The organism is Myxococcus sp. CA051A (assembly GCF_013336705.1).
Classification (GTDB): domain Bacteria; phylum Myxococcota; class Myxococcia; order Myxococcales; family Myxococcaceae; genus Myxococcus; species Myxococcus llanfairpwllgwyngyllgogerychwyrndrobwllllantysiliogogogochensis.
This window is the reverse complement of record NZ_JABUMS010000002.1, coordinates 121,818-139,362: the sequence shown is the minus strand read 5'-3', so window position 1 is coordinate 139,362 and position 17,545 is coordinate 121,818. Positions and strand designations below refer to the sequence as shown.

Annotated in this window: 12 protein-coding genes; 8 read left to right on the top strand and 4 right to left on the bottom strand. The window is 69.1% G+C overall.

The genetic code is table 11. The annotated features are described in order from the left end of the window. Positions 1-527: 527 nt before the first annotated feature. The 4 genes from HUA74_RS06015 (at position 528) to HUA74_RS06000 (ending at position 4,312) form a co-directional block, all read left to right on the top strand. Entirely contained in the window at positions 528-1,565 is a 1,038-nt protein-coding gene (locus HUA74_RS06015; protein ID WP_174453776.1) for a hypothetical protein, read from the top strand. Positions 1,566-1,790: 225 nt separating this feature from the next. Beyond that, positions 1,791-2,309, top strand: coding sequence for a DUF6484 domain-containing protein (locus HUA74_RS06010; protein ID WP_174453775.1), 519 nt, complete (start codon positions 1,791-1,793; stop codon positions 2,307-2,309). A gap of 95 nt (positions 2,310-2,404) precedes the next feature. Then, positions 2,405-2,869: a DUF4150 domain-containing protein gene (locus tag HUA74_RS06005; protein ID WP_174453774.1), complete on the top strand. Its 465-nt coding sequence runs from the start codon at positions 2,405-2,407 to the stop codon at positions 2,867-2,869. Positions 2,870-2,983: 114 nt separating this feature from the next. After that, entirely contained in the window at positions 2,984-4,312 is a 1,329-nt protein-coding gene (locus HUA74_RS06000) for a TIGR02270 family protein (RefSeq protein ID WP_174453773.1), read from the top strand. A 21-nt stretch (positions 4,313-4,333) separates the two neighbouring features. Here HUA74_RS06000 and HUA74_RS05995 read toward each other — a convergent pair whose 3' ends face one another. The 3 genes from HUA74_RS05995 to HUA74_RS05985 all read right to left on the bottom strand — a co-directional run bounded on the left by HUA74_RS05995 (position 4,334) and on the right by HUA74_RS05985 (position 6,639). Then, the gene (locus HUA74_RS05995) at positions 4,334-4,732 is read right to left on the bottom strand and encodes a hypothetical protein (RefSeq protein ID WP_141648584.1); all 399 of its coding nucleotides are present in this window, start codon (positions 4,730-4,732) and stop codon (positions 4,334-4,336) included. Positions 4,733-4,846: 114 nt separating this feature from the next. Further along, a complete protein-coding gene (locus HUA74_RS05990) occupies positions 4,847-5,344 on the bottom strand; it encodes a CinA family protein (protein ID WP_141648583.1) in 498 nt (165 codons plus the stop codon). Positions 5,345-5,523: 179 nt separating this feature from the next. After that, entirely contained in the window at positions 5,524-6,639 is a 1,116-nt protein-coding gene (locus HUA74_RS05985) for a GRAS family protein (RefSeq protein ID WP_174453772.1), read from the bottom strand. Positions 6,640-6,975: 336 nt separating this feature from the next. On the opposite strand from HUA74_RS05985, the gene HUA74_RS05980 reads away from it, so the two are divergent. From HUA74_RS05980 to HUA74_RS05970, 3 genes are all read left to right on the top strand, one after another. Then, positions 6,976-9,738, top strand: a complete 2,763-nt coding sequence (locus tag HUA74_RS05980) for a TonB-dependent receptor domain-containing protein (RefSeq protein WP_174453771.1) — start codon at positions 6,976-6,978, stop codon at positions 9,736-9,738. 1 nt (position 9,739) lies between these two features. After that, positions 9,740-11,029: a hypothetical protein gene (locus HUA74_RS05975; protein WP_174453770.1), complete on the top strand. Its 1,290-nt coding sequence runs from the start codon at positions 9,740-9,742 to the stop codon at positions 11,027-11,029. Positions 11,030-11,129: 100 nt separating this feature from the next. After that, positions 11,130-11,726 carry a hypothetical protein gene (locus HUA74_RS05970; protein ID WP_174453769.1) on the top strand — a complete coding sequence of 199 codons (597 nt, stop codon included), beginning with the start codon at positions 11,130-11,132 and terminating at the stop codon, positions 11,724-11,726. Positions 11,727-11,920: 194 nt separating this feature from the next. Here HUA74_RS05970 and HUA74_RS05965 read toward each other — a convergent pair whose 3' ends face one another. Then, positions 11,921-14,512, bottom strand: a complete 2,592-nt coding sequence (locus HUA74_RS05965) for a glycoside hydrolase family 15 protein (protein WP_174453768.1) — start codon at positions 14,510-14,512, stop codon at positions 11,921-11,923. A 210-nt stretch (positions 14,513-14,722) separates the two neighbouring features. On the opposite strand from HUA74_RS05965, the gene HUA74_RS05960 reads away from it, so the two are divergent. Beyond that, complete coding sequence (locus HUA74_RS05960) at positions 14,723-17,467, top strand: YncE family protein (protein WP_174453767.1); 2,745 nt, start codon at positions 14,723-14,725, stop codon at positions 17,465-17,467. The last annotated feature ends 78 nt before the right edge of the window (positions 17,468-17,545 follow it).

Sequence of the window (17,545 nt, the reverse complement as noted above, 5' to 3'; positions counted from 1 at the left end):
GGAGGCACGACGACTGAAGGGTCCGGAGCAACCCGTGGGCTTGATGCCCGGTGAAGCCGGGGTCTGTCTCCTGCTCGAGCATCCTCGCCGGTGCCTGGGGCGTCCGGAGGGAACGTTGCTCGCCGTGGGCCTGTCTGAAGAACCCGAGGATACTTCCCCGAAGACCCGGGGTCCGGGGCGAGCCCTCTCGCGCGCTATCGACGAGGCGCTCACCGTTACCCGTCATGCGACTGTCGGCAATGTCATTGGCAACCTGAACGGAGAGGAGCGCCGAGCCTCGGCCTGGGGACTCGCACTGACCCAGACACTGCGCCCAGCCTTGTCCTCGAACGTCCTCGAGGTATGGCCCGCTGTCAGCCTGGGCGATGTAGGGACAGCGAGCGCGGCAGTGGGCCTGTGCTACGCGGCACGTTCCCTGACCCGAAGACATGCGCGCCCGGGCCACACACTGGTATGGGGTGTGTCGGACCACGGAGCGCAAGGTGCCGTGCTCTTCGATTCCCCGACCCGAGACACGGAGCGGCGTCATGCTGGACCTTGAAACCCTGACCCCCGCGACGCTGCTGTCGGCAAGCCTGGCGGACATCGTCGAAGCAGTGGTTGCACGGGACCCCGCGCGCTTCCGTTCCCAGTTGGCCAGCGTGGCCCCAGCCGGGCTTCAGGCACGCGTCGCTGATATCCACGGGCTGCTGGGCATCTCTCCTCCCGCGCAACTCCAGGAATGGGAAGCCATCCAGCAGGCGCTCGCCTCACGCGAGTCCGCGGACTCCATCTGGAATTCGGAAGACCGCTCGCTTCGGCTCGACGTGCTTTCACGCATGCCGGAGGACCTCGAGGCGCTCGCGGCCCTGCTTCCGTCCTACTCCGAAGGGCTTTTCGCGGGGCTCTTCGTGCTCAGCGAGGACGCCTCGGGGGACCGTGCCTTGCTGAGCCTGCTGTCCGGGCCCGACCAGGTACTCCTCGTCTTTCCCTATGCGCATGGCCGAGGCACCTTGCGCGCCGCGCACTCGCTGAAGAACTTCCTGCTCACCGCCTGGCTCTCCGACAACGCGCCTGAGTCCGACGAGGCCCCAGGTTGGGTCGGCGACACCCGCTACGAAGCGCTTCAGGAAGTCGCGAGGGAGCATGACGTCCAACTGGGAGTGCCGGGCACTCGCGAGCACGCGTCCATCATCCCCCACAGCGCCCGTCTTCATGCCCGCTCCCGCTGGATGTCCAGTGTCCTGTGGGGTCGACCAAGCCCTCGCCTCAAGGAGTACCTTGAGCACGCTCCCGGCGACGCGGAGTGGAAGGTCGAGCAGAAGGACCTGTCAGGGCACGCCCTTCTCGCGAACTACTGGATTCTGGCCCATTACTTCCTTGGCAACGAGGAGGCTTGCAGGGCCGCCGTAGCAGCCGGACATCAGAATGCGGCGGAGTTGACGCGCGGCCTCGCTCGCCTGGTGGATGGGTGGCTGGCGGTCCCCTCCAGTGCCCGGATTGGCGAATCAGATGCCCCTGTACTGGAGCGCGCCCGACAGGCCGTGGCGGCGTCCGCCCGCCCCGACCAGCGAAGTTCGCGCTGAGTTCACGGGACGGCCCGCACGACGTGCGGGGACTGCGTGTCACGGCGGAAGGTGTGTCGAAGCCCACATCGGATTGAGGGGCCGCGCTGGCCGATTCCGCGCACGGCGAGGGCCCTCCGGCGCCTGTCAGGCGGCCTCCCGCATGAATGCGCTATCATTCGTTGTCAGCCTGGTCGCGGCTGAGAGCTTTCGTCTTCATCCACCTCGTTCGCCAGGGCCTTCCGCATGAGCTCACACCCCGCCAGCAAGTCGAGCCAGCCCGGCCCCCAGGTGCGGGAGCCCATCCTCGGGAGTCGTTCCGGACAGCTCGTGGGACTCGAGGCCTCGGGAGCACCGCTCGTGGATTTTCCTGGCAACTCCTCGGGCCCCGTCCCCGCGCGACTGGCGGTGGCCCTGGAGCCCCGGGGCCTCCAGGAGGCCGTGGCCCGACGCCAGAAAGTGGTCCTCCTGTTCGAGAACGGAGACCCGGCGCTGCCCTTCATCATGGGCCTCATCCACGAGCCCAGCCCCACGCCCTTGCTGGATGCCTTGCTGGAGACCGCCGAGCCAGCGCCACCGCCTACCGAGGCACACGTCGACGGCAAGCGGGTGGTCATCGAGGGCCAGGACGAAGTCGTCCTCAAGTGTGGCGAAGCCAGCATCACCCTGCGCCGCAATGGCAAGGTCATCATCAAGGGGACCTATCTGGAGTCGCGAGCGACGGGCACCCACCGCATCAAGGGTGGCTCGGTGGAGATCAACTAGACGACATCCAGCGCGCCCCTGGACGCTCTCCGGGGAGGGGGACTCGAACCCAGACTCACGCGCAGTGTATCCTTGACGGACCTGGAGGTGGGGCCATGGCCGTCAACACAGGCGTCAACAAGATGTCCGTCGTCACCAAGGACAGTGGGGGCGTGACCACGGCCTTCCCGGATGTGTGCAAGACGCCCAGCCCCGCGGGGCCCGTCCCCATTCCCTATCCCAACGTGGCCCAGTCCTCCGACACCGACAAGGGCACGAAGAAGGTGTCTGTCGCGGGCAATCCCGTGTGCGTGAAGGACTCCAACTTCAAGACGAGCACGGGTGACGAGGCGGGCACGGCCGGTGGCGGCGTGGCCTCCAGCAAGACAAAGGGCAAGGCGGAGTTCATCAACTTCTCCTTCGACGTGAAGTTCGAGGGGAAGAACGTGGCCCGCGCCTTCGACCTCATGCTCCACAACGACAAGAACACGCCGCCATTTCCTCTCATGCAGGGACCGGTGGTCGCGGGCGCGGGGAGCAAGGAGGAACCCAAGTGCCTCGTCTGCAAGAAACACCTCTAGCAGAGTCCACCCCGCCGAATTGTCTGTGGATTCAAAGGGCCTCAACTTCAAGAGCAGCCATATGTGGCCCTGGGGAGATCCCCACCGCCCACGTCAGACAGCGCCCCATCACTCATGAGCTCCTCATCTCTTTTGAAGCCCGCGCGGTGGGATATCTACGAAGAGCATCTCGGCGAAGCGGCCTTCCGGTGGAGCCAGTGGGAGAAGGCGCTCGACGCGCCTGACTACTCGCTCGCGGAGCTGGCCGAGCTCGAAGAGTCGGGTGCGTCCCATCTCGATGCCCTGGTGTTGGGCGGCGAGCCCGTGGCCCATCGGCTGCTCATCCCCGCGCTCGCGGATGAACCCGAGCGCATTCTCGCAGGGGCGCTCGCCCTGCTTCGCGCGGAGTCACCTCCCGGCCCTTCCGCCGTGCTCACGGCACTCGCCGCCGCGGAACCCGATGCCCTGGCTCCCTTCCAGCGGGCGCTCGAGCTGGCACCCACCCCCTGCATCCCACCGGAGTTCGCTTCGTTGCTGAAGAAGGCGGATGCGGCGCCTGAGCTGTGGGCCTCGGTGGTCGACGTGCTTGGCACCCATGGTCGGGCCACGGCGGCGCTGTGCGCTCCGCTCCTGTCGCACCCCGAGCCCCACGTGGTCGCCGCCGCCCTGCGCACCCTGAGCCGCGCACGCCTCCCCGTGGAACCCGCCGTGCTCCAGCGGGCGCTCGGCTCGGACGCACCCGCCCTCCGGGATGTCGCGCTGACCGTGGGACTGATGAACGGACACATGGGCGCCTGGGCTGCCTGCCAGTCGGCGGTGGACTCACCCGCGCCAGGCAATCGACACCCCCTGCTCCTGCTCGGACTGAGCGGTGATGAGCGGGCCGTGACGCGGCTGGTGGGCTTGCTGTCTCACGAGAAGCTTCGGCCCGATGTGCTGTGGGCGCTCGGCTTCTCTGGGCGCATCCAGGCTGCGGACGCGTGCGTGGAACTGATGCGCCACAAGCCCGTGGCAGCGCTCGCCGCAGAGGCTTTCAGTGCCATCACCGGGCTCACCATCGAAGGTGGCTTCGCCGCCGCGAAGGAGGACGCAGCGGACGAAGCCCTGACGCCATTGGAGGAAGACCTCGAACGAGACCTCTCCCCCAAGCCCGAGGACGACCTGCCCCAGCCCATGGCCGAACAGGTCGCGGCATGGTGGAAGGAGACACGGCCTCGCATGGACCCGAGGCAGCGCCATCTCTCCGGCCAGCCCTTCACCCCGCAGGGGCTCGTCGAGGCGTTGCTCAACGCCCCGCTCCGCAGGCGCCATGCCCTGGCATTGGAGCTGGCACTGCGCAGCCGAGGGCTGCATCAGGTCCCGACACGCGCTCCCGTGGAGCAACAAGTGCTCGCGTGGAAGAGTGTCCGCGCGGCCCCTGCGTCCAGCTTCAATCGGCCCTTCGCGGAAGGACTTCGGGGCTGAGACGGCTCCGCGAGGGTTGCTTCACGGACCCGACGCCGCTCCATCCTCCACGTCGCCGTGGATGAGCCAGTGACGCGCGGGAGCGTCTTCCCAGAAGCGGCGCAGAATCTTGTCCGTGTGGCTGTTCTCGGCGACCCGGTTGAGCTGGAGCGCGACAATCTCGCTCTCCACCAGCTCCGCGACTCGCACCACGCCAGAACGCAGTCCGTACTCCTGCACCCGGCGAATCATGTTCGTCGCCTCCGGTGACGCGGGACGGAACGTCCTCAGGTCCGCCTTGATTTTGATGTCGCGCCCCGCAAGCGAGTCTGTCGCCGCCTCCAGCTCCGACACGAAGACTTCCATCTCCTGGACCCGGATGTAGCCCTCCAGGACGAACTCCACGATGGAATGCTCGACATCCACCCCGATTCGGAACACCGGGCGCTCCTTCGCCACATGGACACACGGAGGCACTTCTCTCCGACGTCCTACAGCGTAGGGGTCACCTCGACGGGTGCCCAGACACCCGGGAGTGCGGGGTGAACGTCCAGTTCAAGATTCGACGTTCAACCGCGCCAGCAACAACACCAGCGCACGTCGCGCCACCGCGTGCCGCACTTCGCTCCGGTTCCCCTCGAAGACGTGGCGCTCCACCGTGGCTGTCCCGCCTCGACGCAGCACCGCGATGAAGGCCAGTCCCACGGGCTTCAGCGGCGTGCCCCCGCTCGGCCCCGCGATGCCTGTCTCCGCCACCGCCCAGTCCGCGCGCGAATGCGCAAGCGCCCCATGCGCCATGGCCTCCACCGCCTCCGCGCTCACCGAGCCGTGCTCCTGGAGCAGCGCCAGCGACACACCCAACTGCTCCACCTTGGACTCATGCGAGTACGGCACGAAGCCGCGCTCCACCACCGCGGATGCGCCCGGTACGTCCGTCAGTTGCGCGCAGAGCAGGCCCCCGGTGCACGCCTCCGCCAACACCAGCCGGACCCCCGCGCGTCGACAGCGCTCCAGCACCTGACCGGCCAGGTCCTCACGTCCCTCGTCCGTCACCTGTGCGCCTCCGACTCCATGACCTCGACCTCACGTGGCCCCGACGTTCATGCCGCGCGCGTCACATCTTCGCGAAGCCTCGGCTCCCACGCTCAACGCACCCCATCCTCGCACGACCCGGACGCCCAGGCCTCAACGGACCACAGCCCCGCGAAGCACACGCACCACGCGCCGCGCCCTCACGCACGTGCCCCCTCCGGCCTCCCCCCCATCACCGCCACCAGCACTTCGTTCTTCCAGCTCAAGCCCACCAGCCCTGGCTCCCGCCGCAACTCCAGCACCGGATGCACGCCTTCGGGCTCCACCTGCTCCAGCAGTTCCAGCGGCACGAAGCCCGCGCGCTTCAGCCTCGCCATCCACGTCTCCGCCAGCTCGTGTCGCTCGCAGCGCGCCGACTCGTCCACCGTCCCCACCACGTCCTCCACCTCCCTCCCGAAGAAGCGCTTGATGGCGGCTCGCTCCTCGCGAGGAACCTCCAGCGTGTCCAGCAGATGGAAGACCTGCGTGAAGTGCTTCCACGCATTCAGGAAGCGCTCCAGCGGCGGCGCGCGGAAGTGGTCCGTATTCGGCTCGCACAACACCACCCCCGACGGCTCCAACGCTCGCAGCCGCCGCAGCACCGCGTCTCGCACCGCGCCCACGCTCCCGGGCTCCTCCGCCACATGGTGCAGCGCGAAGGCGGCGTTCACCACCCTCGGCCCCGGCAACCCTCGCAACACCGACCAGGTCGACTCGGACAGGCTCTCCACCGGCGCCTCCACCCCCACGAAGCGCACCGACGCTCCCACCTCGCGCGCCACCTTCGCCGTCGATTCCTCCGCCTGCGCGAGGCTCGCTCCGCTCGGGTCCACGCCCACCAGCGTCAACCTGCGCGGCAGCGCTCCCTGCTCCGACAGCGCCTTCAACAACCGCCCCTCCTGCCGCCCCTGGCCGATTCCCACGTCCACCAACGTCGCCTCGTCCCGCTTCCCCAACAACTCCACCAACACCGCGTTCGCCAACGCATCGGCGGCGGAGGCCAGCGGCATGTGCGTCATCAACAGCCGGAACAAATCAATCTGCCGCGCCCCCGCTTCGGGATGCGGATACAGATAGGGATTGCGCGCCCCCACCCCCACGCCCTCCAGGCGATGCGACACCGCCGTGGCGAAGAGCAGGTAGCCCAGGTCCTCCGGCACCGAGTCCACATCCAGCAACGTCTCCAACGACGCCAGCTCGTGCGCCGCCTCGATGGGCTGGCCCGACAGGGTGTGCTCCACCGCTCGGAAGAGCAGCTCATCCTTCACCGTGCGCATCGCCCCACGACTCCTTCCCCCACAAAGCCCCCTGCTCGACTCAACGGTAGTGGTGCCCTCCAGGGACCTCCACCCGGTCAGCCCGCCTGCACGCGCTCTTCGTGAAGCGCCATACACGCGAGCAGACGAACGGACAGGCCAACGTCCTGGCGCTTACGCCTCGCTTGTACCTTTCGCACAGACAGCCGCAGGTCCCGTTTCCGGGACCCCGGGCCATTCGTGCAATCCCATGTCGAGAACAGTGGACGCCCGTGCCCGGGGAGGTGAGGCTGCGCGGCGTGAGAGCACACCGGCCGGGGTGACAGTTCTCTGCCCATCCGGTGTTGAAGGGTTCCCATGCGTCTTGAGCGCAGCTCTCTCCTGCCACTGCTCGTCCTGGCGGCAGTGCCCTTCCTCGTACGAGCGCAGGGCCTCCCCGCCCCCTCCGCCGAGTCCCGCACCGTCGAAGTCGAACTCCAGTCCACCGACGGCGGCACCTCCGTGTCCGCCGAGGACGCCACACGACTGGGCCTCACCACCGATGGCGGTGAAGCCACGCTCGTGCCACCGACCCTCGTCGCTGACGCACCCGCCGCATGGCCCGTGGGCCTGGAGGGCACTCCCGGTGAAGTGACCCTGGAGCTGCTCGTGGACGAACAGGGCGCGGTGGCCGAGGTGAAGGTCGTCGACGCACCGCACGAGCCCCGCCTCACCGAGGCCGCGCTCCAGGCCGCACCGGGTCTGCGCTTCACTCCCGCCACCCTCGCCGGAGTGCCCGTGGCGGTGCGCCTGCCCTTCGTCTACCGCTTCGTGCCTCCAGCCGCGCCCGTCCCCGTCTCCACCGCGCGACTCACCGGCGAGGTGCGCGCGCGCGGCACGCGCCGTCCCCTCGCCGATGCGCTCCTCTTCGTAGACGGGAGCACGGAGCCCGCGGGCACCGTGGACGCACAAGGGCGCTTCACCCTGGAGCTGCGCCCCGGCACCCACCGCGTGGAAGCGCGCGCCCCCGGACACACGCCGAGCACCTTCGAGGAGACGCTCTCCGAGGGCCAGTCGCTCCAGGTCATCTACCGCTTGCAGCCCGGGCGCGTGAATCCCTACGAGACGGTGGTGCGGGACGACCGCCCCCGCACCGAGGTGACGCGCATCACCCTGCACGAGCAGGAACTCCGCGAGGTGCCCGGCACGCTGGGAGACCCGTTCCGTGTCGTCATGTTGATGCCCGGAGTGGGCAGCCTCGCCTCGGGCATCAGCTACCCCGTGGTGCGCGGCAGCCAGCCCGCCGCCACCGGCTTCTTCCTCGACGGCGTGCGCATCCCCATGCTGTACCACCTGATGCTCGGGCCCGCGGTGATTCACCCGGACTTCATCGACACCGTCGACTTCTTCCCGGGCTCGCCGCCAGTGCAGTACGGACGGTTGCTGGGCGGCGCGGTGGAGGGACGGCTGAGCCGACCGCGCGAGGACCGGCTGCACGTCACCGCCTACGCGGACCTGCTCAACAGCGGCGGCTTCATCGAGTACCCCTTCGAGAGCACCGGCACCTCCGTCAGCGTCGCCGGCCGCGTCAGCTACTCGGCGCTGTTGATCTCCCTGGGGTCCAAGCTCCTCAGTGGGTCCGACGCGGAGAAGGTGCACGCGAACTTCTGGGACTACCAGGCGCGCATCGAGCAGAAGGTCGGCGAGGGCCGCGTACGCCTGTTCGCGCTGGGCAGCTCGGACGACGTGGGCTCCAGCCCTTCGACCTATTACATCGGCTCCACCGGCGGCAGCATCGTGTCCCGCTTCCACCGGGTGGACCTGCGCGGCACCCATCCGCTCGCGGGGGGTGACGCGGAAGTGGGCCTCACCGTGGGCTCGGACGCGCTGGGCCTCGACGGAGAGGAGTCGGAGCGCCTGCCGAGCGGCGCCATCTCCTTCCGCAAGGTGGGTGAGTACGCCCTGCGCCAGACGACGTTCGCGATGCGGGCCGGCTGGAAGCGCCGCCTGGACTCCACGCTGGAGCTCGCCGTGGGCGGCGACGTGGAGCACCGGCGCGCCGCCACCGACATCACCGGCACCGGCATCCCCCCGGGCACCAATCCCGACGACCCGGTGGACCCCATCAAGAGCCCCTCCTCGCTGGCGACCTTCTCCGGCGTCTACGCGGCGGTGACGTGGGTTCCCGCCGAAAAGTGGGTGCTCCAGCCGGGCGTGCGCCTGGACAACTACCACCTGTCCCCCGGCATCAATCACGCGGTGGTGGAGCCTCGGCTCACCGTGCGCCACCAGCTCACGGACGCGCTCGTGCTCAAGGGCGGCGCGGGCGTCTTCCACCAATCGCCCACCGTGCTGGTGCACCTGCCCGCCGTGGACACCTCCAGCCTCCGCTACGGACTCCAGGAGGGCCTCCAGTTCGACGTGGGCGCCGAGTGGAAGGCGATGGACGGCCTGGAGCTGAGCGGCGACGCCTTCTACAACCCGCTCACCCGCGCGGTGGAATTGGACCTGCAGCAGGTGGTGGAGAACCGACGACGCCGGGGACTCGCGACACCGGACCCCTCCACGAGCGGCTACGCGTATGGCTTCGAGCTGATGGCCCGGCACCCGCTGGGCCGCGACTGGTTCGGCTGGGTCTCCTACAGCTTCCTCCAGAGCAAGCGCCGCGTGCTCATCGACCGCTACGGCGACGATGACCACGTGGTGAGTACTCAGAAGGGCACGCTGCCCTTCGCCTTCGAGCAGGCCCATGTCATCAACGCCGCGCTCAGCTACAAGTTCGGCAACAACTGGACGGTGGGCACGGTGGTGCACTTCAACACCGGCCGCCCCGAGTCCGGCGAAATCACCACCCTCACCCAACGCATCGTGACGACGCCGGAGGGGGAAGCGCACTGGGTGCGACAGGACCGGGACAAGTCCGAGCGACTGGACGCGTTCTTCCGCGTGGACCTGCGCGTCGCCAAATCATGGGCCATGGAGGACTTCACGCTCGACGCCTACCTGGACGTCCTCAACGTGTCGGCCCGGCAGGAGGTGATTGCCTATGACTATGGCTTCGACCGCCAGGGCACTCCCCAGCGCAAACCCCAGAGCCTGCCCATCATCCTCCCGCTCCTCGGCGTGAAGGGGACCTACTGACATGCGCCACCTGCTCCGCTCCCTGCCCCTGCTCGCGCTCGTCGCCGCGGGCTGCGACCGCAAGCCCGAAGACCCCATCTTCGTCTATGGCCGGCTGCAACACCTGGACGGCTCTCCGAACTCCGACACGACGGTGACCGTGGAGCGCAAGGTCCACACGCGCTCCGGCTTCGTCGACCCCACGGTTGGCGAGTTCGAGCGCTACGGAGAGAGCCGCAGTGAGCGCTCGGGGGCCTTCACGCTGGAGGTCCTCTACGGCGACTCCATCGACGAGCGCCTCTCCGACTTCACCCAGTATCGCTTTCGCGTGGCGGCGCCGCTGGAGGAAGGCCACGGCGTCTTCAGCTCGTTCGTCTTCTACGACGACGCGGAGCTGCCACCGCTGCGGCCCTGGGCCCCCCAGCTCGCGCTGGCCCTGGGCGCGGAGGGCCCCGAGTTCTCCTTCGCCTCGGCGCCTCCTCCGCCCGCGCTGCCGGCCTCCGCGGAGCTTCCGGAAATCTACTTCCAGGACAACGGCGACCCGACGCCCGTGGAGCCCCTCACCCCGTACCCCGTGCTGCAGCTCCATGGTCCCGGAGGCCGCGTGTGGGAAGTGCACGACCCCACGTCGCCCTGGCATGCCAATCCCTATCTTCTGGAGGACTTCCCGGGCGTGGAGGCGCAGGTCCGCGCCGTGACACTGGGCTCGTGGCTCTTCTATCCCCTGGCCGCCAACAGCAGCAGCGTGTCGTTCCGGGTGGAATGGCGTGGCCCTTGGCTGCCCGTTCCCAGCGGAAGCCTGCGCCCCATCAGCCGCGGCGCCTCGTGCGTCCCGACTCCCACGGGAGCGCCGTGCCCGTACACGGATGGCTCACTGCTGACCGTGCGGACGGACCTGACTCGCGAAACGTCGGGCGTGAACAACGTGACGCTCCAGTGGGAGACCGCCGTGCGGCCCCGGCGCGCCGTCATTCGCGACCTGCAGATGGTGACGGGGTTCGACCCCATCATTCAGGTGCGCGTGGAGGGCAGCGCGGATGGCGCCACCTGGTCGACGCTCGCCGAGGTGCCCTACGTGAACCACGACCCCTCGAGCCCGTTCGACCCGGTGTTCTCCACCACCATCGAATCGACGGGGGAGGACAGCCCCTATGGGGATGGTCCGCTGGACATGGAGCGCAAGGCGCGCTTCCTCGACGTGCCGCTCACGGGTGACGCGCCGGTTCGTCAGGTGCGGCTGCAGGTGAGGGCGGGGAACGCGGGAGGACCCGTCCTCATCTACGCGCTCTCCGAGTTGTCCATTTTCGAGTAGCGCCAGCGCCCCCAATCACCCTGGAGAGCAGGTTGCTGCGCGGGGGACACGTGCCGACGTTTCCGCGAGGAAAGCCACACTGCCTTGAAGGAGCAGGCCCTTGCGTACGATTCCCTCGAAGAAGATGTCCCTGTTGTCGGAAACCGAAGCCAGGCTCGTGTTGTCGAGCGCCCCGCGCAACCTCACGGAGCTGTCGACCCGGGAGCTGCGCGGTCGCGTCCTGCGCGCGCGGCGATTGATGACCAAGTACGAGAGCCTGGCGCGCCGTCAGCGGCGTGAGGCCCTGGGCCGGCGGCAGCCGACCCGTGCCCGTCGCGCCGAGGGCAACGCCAACACCCTGCGCAAGGCGACGTACTTCCGTCAGGCCCTGATGCGCTTCGAGAAGCGCCTGGCCATGATGGAGCGCCGTGAGGCGGTGGCGGCCAAGCGGGCTCGCACCGTGCGAAAGGTGAGCAGCACGCGGAGGACTCGCGCCTCGGCGCCGGCCCGTCGGGCGACGAGGACCGTGGGTGGGCGCAAGCCCGTGCGCCGCGCGCGCACCGCCGGACGCACCGCCACCACGTCCGTGCGAGCGACGCGGGCCCAGCGCCGCAAGGGCGGTGCGCGCAAGCAGCAGCGCTTCGGCGCCGTCCGTCGCAACGCGCACACCACCTCTCGCAACCGTCGCACCCAGGCCCGGAGCGACCAGCGGCGCTGAAGCACGGCGGACCACGGGGCGGGCGGTCATCCACGCCCGCGCTTGAGGCGAACTCCAGCGACATCCCGTTGCCCCGACACCGGATGGAATGTCTCCATCTGGAGGTCTGGGGCGCGTCATGTCTCGCTGGAGTGTCCACAAGCGCCGGGCGTTGTCCCGCCCTGCTCCCGGCCCCTTGAGCCGAGCCCCTTGCCTCAGGCCCGGCGACGCCGCGTCAGCGCGGAGAGTCCCGCGAGCGCCAGCATCAGCCACACCGCCATCGCGCCGGGGCCCGAGGCGCTGCACCCGCCGCCACTGACACGCGGCGCCTCCGAGTCCCCCGCATCCGGCACGAACGGGCCCGCATCCGGTTCGCCCGAGCCCGCGTCCGGCTCACCCGAACCCGCGTCCGGCGGTTTCGACAGCGTGCTCTCATCCAGGTACGCGCCACACGCCGGGTCCGCCGTGCCGTCCGCGCGGTGCGCCAGCGCGAGCGCGTACGCCCCCGCGCCAAAGCCCACCATGGGCGAGTTGAACTTGTACGTGCCGTTCAGCTCGTCATACGTCTCCGACACCGCCAGGTAGTTCTTCAGCGACTGGTCCGTCACCCACTTGAGCACCCGCTCCGCGCGCTCCGAGTCCCCCGCCATCCGCTTCACCATCGCGCCGCGCAGGCTCACGATGACCCACTCCGCGCTGTCGTACTCGCTGCCCCACGGGCTCATGTCCGCGCCACCCGTGTGGTCATAGCGGTCATCGTTGCGCGACCAGCCCGCGCCCGCCGGAGACGACAGCCTCAAGTCCAATCCGCGAATCGTCTCCCGGGCAATCTTCCCCGCCGGGTCGAACAGCTCGAACGCGAACGCGTCGAACACCGCCGTGTCCCAGTACCCCCGGCCCGACTTCAACTCCTCCAGGTTGGAGGCCAGCGCGAAGTTGCCGTCCGTCAGCTTCTCCGCCATCGCCCGGCGGATGGACTCGCCCGCGGCGCGGTAGCGCGTCGCACGCTCGGCGTCACCCACGCGCTCGGCCAGCACCGCCGCGTCACACAGGCCGCGCGCCGCCGTCAGGCTCGTGTACGCCCACGCGCGCTGCCGCCCGTTCCAGTGCGTCTCCCAGATGGACGAGTCCGGCCGGATGAGCCCCGTCTCCGGGTCGATGAGCGCCACCAGCGCGTCGCCCACCTTCGTCGACACCGTCTGCCAGTGCTGGTCCACCAGCGTGACGTCCCCCGTGGTGCGCTCGTAGTGCCGCAGCGCCCAGAGGAAGAGCCCGAAGCCGTCGAACTCGAGGTTGGGCCCCGCCTCGTTGAAGTCCGTCTCCTCCACACCGAAGCCGTGGTAGCGCGTGAGCGTGATGAGGTACGGCGGCATCGAGTACGGCTGCAACTCGCGCCAGTTCTGGAACCGCCCGCTGTCCGCGTTCAGGTAGTACGTCAGCGCCTCGCGCGCGTCGCTCCGCATGCCCAGCGTGGCCATCGCCGCCGCCGCGTAGGCGCCGTCTCGAATCCACGCATACGTCCACTGGCCCGGCGGAAGGCTCGCCAGCACCGCGCCCTTGCCCGCGTGTTTCACCATGCCCGGCAGCGTCGCCGGCGCGCCGTTGGGTGCCTTGAAGCGCGTCAGGCGCGTCTCGCCATCCCGGCTCAGCGACTCGCGCATGAACGTCTCACCCTCGCGGACCTGCGCCATGTGCAGCACCACCGCGGAGTGGCGCACCAGTGATTCCTCGTTCTCCACCGTGCCCGTCGGCACCTTCACGGTGTCCGTCTGGAAGGCCGCCCAGCGCGCGACCTCCGCCTCCACCAGCGCCTTCGCATCCAACGCGCCCACGTAGTCCGTCAGCCACTGCCGCGCCGTGGCCGTCCCCTCCGGATTGCCGAAGTGAACGAAGGCCACGCCGGCCCACTTCTCCGCGCCCGCCGCGATGTCTCCCAGGTTGAACTGATACGCCGTGGCCCAGCCCGTCCCCGCCGACGGCTGCGCCGTGAACTCCTGCAGGTCCTGCTGCCCGCCCCCCTGCACCACGTTGAACCCGTTGCCCGCCCCCGTCGCCCCCGACAGCCACGCCGCCTTCCGAGTCACCGCGCCCAACGGCCGCCCCACCACCACGCCCGCGAAGCCCTTCTCCACGAAGTCGCTGCCGCTGACCTCCACCGTCTCGCCGTTCTCATCCAGGTCCGCCAGCACGCCGGGCCGACCGAAGCCGACATGGAAGTTGTGGAGCGAGAACACGCTCACACCCGTGGACGCCGTCGCGCCCGTGTTGCGCACCCGCACCGCCATCACGAACGATGCGTGCGGCACGGACTGGGGCGCGAAGACATACGTCGTCACCTCCAGCGTCCCCACCCGCTGCACCATCGTCGCCAGCCCCGTGCCGCCCGTCTTCCCCGGCGCCCACGCCGCGTAGCCGCTGGCGTCCAGGTCCGCGTCCTGCGTGCTCAACCAGCGCTGCGTCCCGCCCGAGCGCAGGCCGAAGAACGCGTCGAACAACACGTCCCGCGAGTGCACCACCTGCGGCTGCCCGCGCACGAAGACGTCGTTGCCCAGCGCATCGATGACGGGCTCCTCCGTCGCGAAGCTGTGCTCGCGGAAGTGCGACACCTTCTTCTGCTCCAAATCCAACATCACCGCGCCATGCCCGTTGGAGGACGGCAGCTTCAGGAAGGTGCGCCGGACGGCGACCTCCGCGTGCGCGTCCGACGCCAGGCCACACAGCAGGGAGGTCAGGAAGAGGGCCACGGCACGCGCGACACTCGAGGTCGCCCGGCCAGGGCCCAGACACAGGTGGGGGAAACGCTTCATCCGGCGGATTCTGGAGTGCTTCCCTCCCCGGGCCAACGGGGACCTCCCAACCCGGTGACGCCCAAGGGTGCCCGAGGACCCCTCGCCCCTGCCGCGACCCGAGTCAGCCGCTCGTGTTACAGGTCCATATTTGTCAGAATAATCTGACTTAACAGACTTAGTGGAATTCTCCATCCAGAGCGAGCCGGGTGCTCGAAGCCAGGGGGTCCCATGTCCGTTGTCCGCAGGGTGCTGGTCGCGTTGTTGCCGTGCCTCGTGCTGCTGGCGAGCGCGTCCCGGGCGCAGTCGCCGGGCGCGTTCGTGAACTGGGAGCATCCGCATGTCCATCCGCTGGAGCTGACGCCGGATGGCACCCGTCTGCTCGCGGTGAACACGGCGGACAATCGGCTCCTGGTGTTCTCCGTGTCGAGCGGCACGCCCGTGCTCACCGCCTCCATCCCCGTGGGCCTGGACCCCGTGTCCGTGCGAGCCCGGAGCAACACCGAGGCCTGGGTGGTCAACCATGTCTCCGACAGCGTCAGCATCGTCGACCTCACCACGCTCAACGTGAAGGCCACGGTGCCCACGGATGACGAGCCCGCCGACGTCATCTTCGCGGGCTCGCCGCAGCGCGCGTTCATCTCCTGCTCGCAGGTCAACCGCGTGCTGGTGGTGGACCCGTCCACACCGCTCGCCGCGCCCACGCGCATCGCGCTGCAAGGCGAGGAGCCTCGCGCGCTGGCCGTCAACGCCGCGGGCACGCAGGTGTATGTGGCCTTCTTCGAGTCTGGCAATCGCAGCACGGTGCTCGGGGGTGGCAACGCGATGGGAGGCGGGGGCTTTCCGCCCAACGTGGTGAGCAGCAGCGTGGGGCCCTATGGGGGCGTCAATCCTCCGCCCAACTCGGGCAGCACGTTCAAGCCGCCGAGGAAGAGTGGCAACCCGGCGCCTCCTCCCGTGGCCCTCATCGTGAAGAAGGACGCCAGTGGCCGGTGGATGGATGACAACAGCCGTGACTGGTCGAGCGTCGTCTCGGGGAGCAACGCCGCCGCGTCGGGGCGCCGCGCGGGTTGGGATTTGCCGGACCGGGACGTGGCCATCATCAACGCATCCACGCTGGCTGTGACGTATGCCAGCGGGTTGATGAACCTGGACATGGCGCTGGCGGTCCACCCGGGAGGCCATGTCGTCGTGGTGGGCACGGACGCGGTGAACGAGGTCCGCTTCGAGCCCAACCTCCAGGGCCGCTTCCTGCGCGTCATGGCCGCGTCGTTCGACCCGGCGATTCCGTCCGTCGTCTCCCGTTTCGACCTCAATCCGCACCTGACGTACACCACGGGCACGGTGCCACAGGCGACGCGGCAGTTGGCGCTCGGAGACCCTCGGGGGCTTGCGTGGAACGCGGAGGGGAGCCGCGTCTACATCACGGGCATGGGCTCCAACAACGTCGCGGTCATGGACGACGCGGGCGGCCGGATTACCCAGGTGGCGGTGGGTGAGGGGCCCACGGGCGTGGTGCTCTCCGGGACGCGGCTCTACGTGCTCAACAAGTTCGCGGCGAGCGTGTCCGTGGTGGATACGGTTTCGAATACCGAGGTGGCGCGGGTGCCGTTCTTCGACCCGTCCCCGGGTGCCATCAAGGTCGGCCGCAAGCATCTGTATGACACGCACCGGAGCTCGGGCCTGGGGCATGTGTCGTGCGCGTCGTGCCACATCGACGGACGGCTGGACCGGCTCGCGTGGGATTTGGGAGACCCGGCGGGGGACCTCAAGTCCGTGACGGGGCAGAACCTGGGCATGGGCATTCCCGGACTGACGGGGGGCTTCCAGCCGTGGCACTCGATGAAGGGGCCCATGACGACGCAGACGCTCCAGGACATCATCGGCAAGGAGCCGCTGCACTGGCGTGGAGACCGCGCGGGCATCGAGGAGTTCAACGGTGCGTTCCTCAGCCTCCAGGGCGACGACACGCAGCTCACGGTCATCGAGATGCAACAGTTCGAGGACTTCCTCGCCACGCTGACGTTCGCGCCGAATCCGTTCCGGAACCTCGACAACTCGCTGCCCACGAACCTGCCGCTGCCGGGGCACGTCACGACGGGGCGGTTTGGCACGGCGGGGTTGCCGCTGCCCAACGGGAACGCGGTGAACGGGCTGCAGATGTATCGGCCGCCGCGCTTGCTGGACTCGGGGGCGTTCGCCTGCTCGACGTGTCACACGCTGCCCACGGGCCTGGGCGCGGACGTGCGGTGGACTGGGAGCCAGTTCGTCACCGTCTCCGCGGGCCCGAGCGGCGAGCGTCACACGGGGCTGGTCTCCGTGGATGGGTTCACCAATGTGACGATGAAGATCTCCCAGCTGCGCAACCTCTACGAGAAGGTGGGCATGGACTTCACGCAGACGTCGAACCTGGCGGGCTTCGGGTTCTCGCATGACGGCAGCGTGGACACGATTGCGCGCTTCCTCACCGAGCCGGTGTTCACGCTCCAGAGCAACCAGGAGGTCGCGGACATGGTGGCGTTCATGCTGGCGTTCTCGGGCTCGGATTTGCCCAAGGGCACGGCGACGACGGTGGGAGAGCCGCCGGGGCCGGACAGCAAGGACACGCATGCGGCGGTGGGGAGGCAGGTGACGCTGACCACGGCGAGCCCCACTCCGGCGCAGCTGAGCACGCTGTCCACGTTCCAGGCGCTGGCGGACAGCGGCAAGGTGGGCCTGGTGGCGAAGGGGAACCAGGGAGGCATCGCGCGCGGGGCCACGTACATGGGCGGCGGGTTGTTCCAGACGGACCGCGCGGCGGAGACGGTCACCGCGTCACTGCTCCAGACACTGGCGCTCGCGGGAAGTGAGCTGACGTACACGGTGGTGCCCAAGGGCTCGGAGGTGCGGATTGGCATCGACCGGGATTTGGACGGTGCGCTGGACCGCGATGAGCTGGACCGTGGCACCCGACCGGATGACGCGACGAGCCGGTAGGGCTACGTGAGGTGTGACCGTGGACCTGGAGTGATGGGGTCCACGGTGCTGCCTCAGAGGGACCTGGGGGGCCTGGCT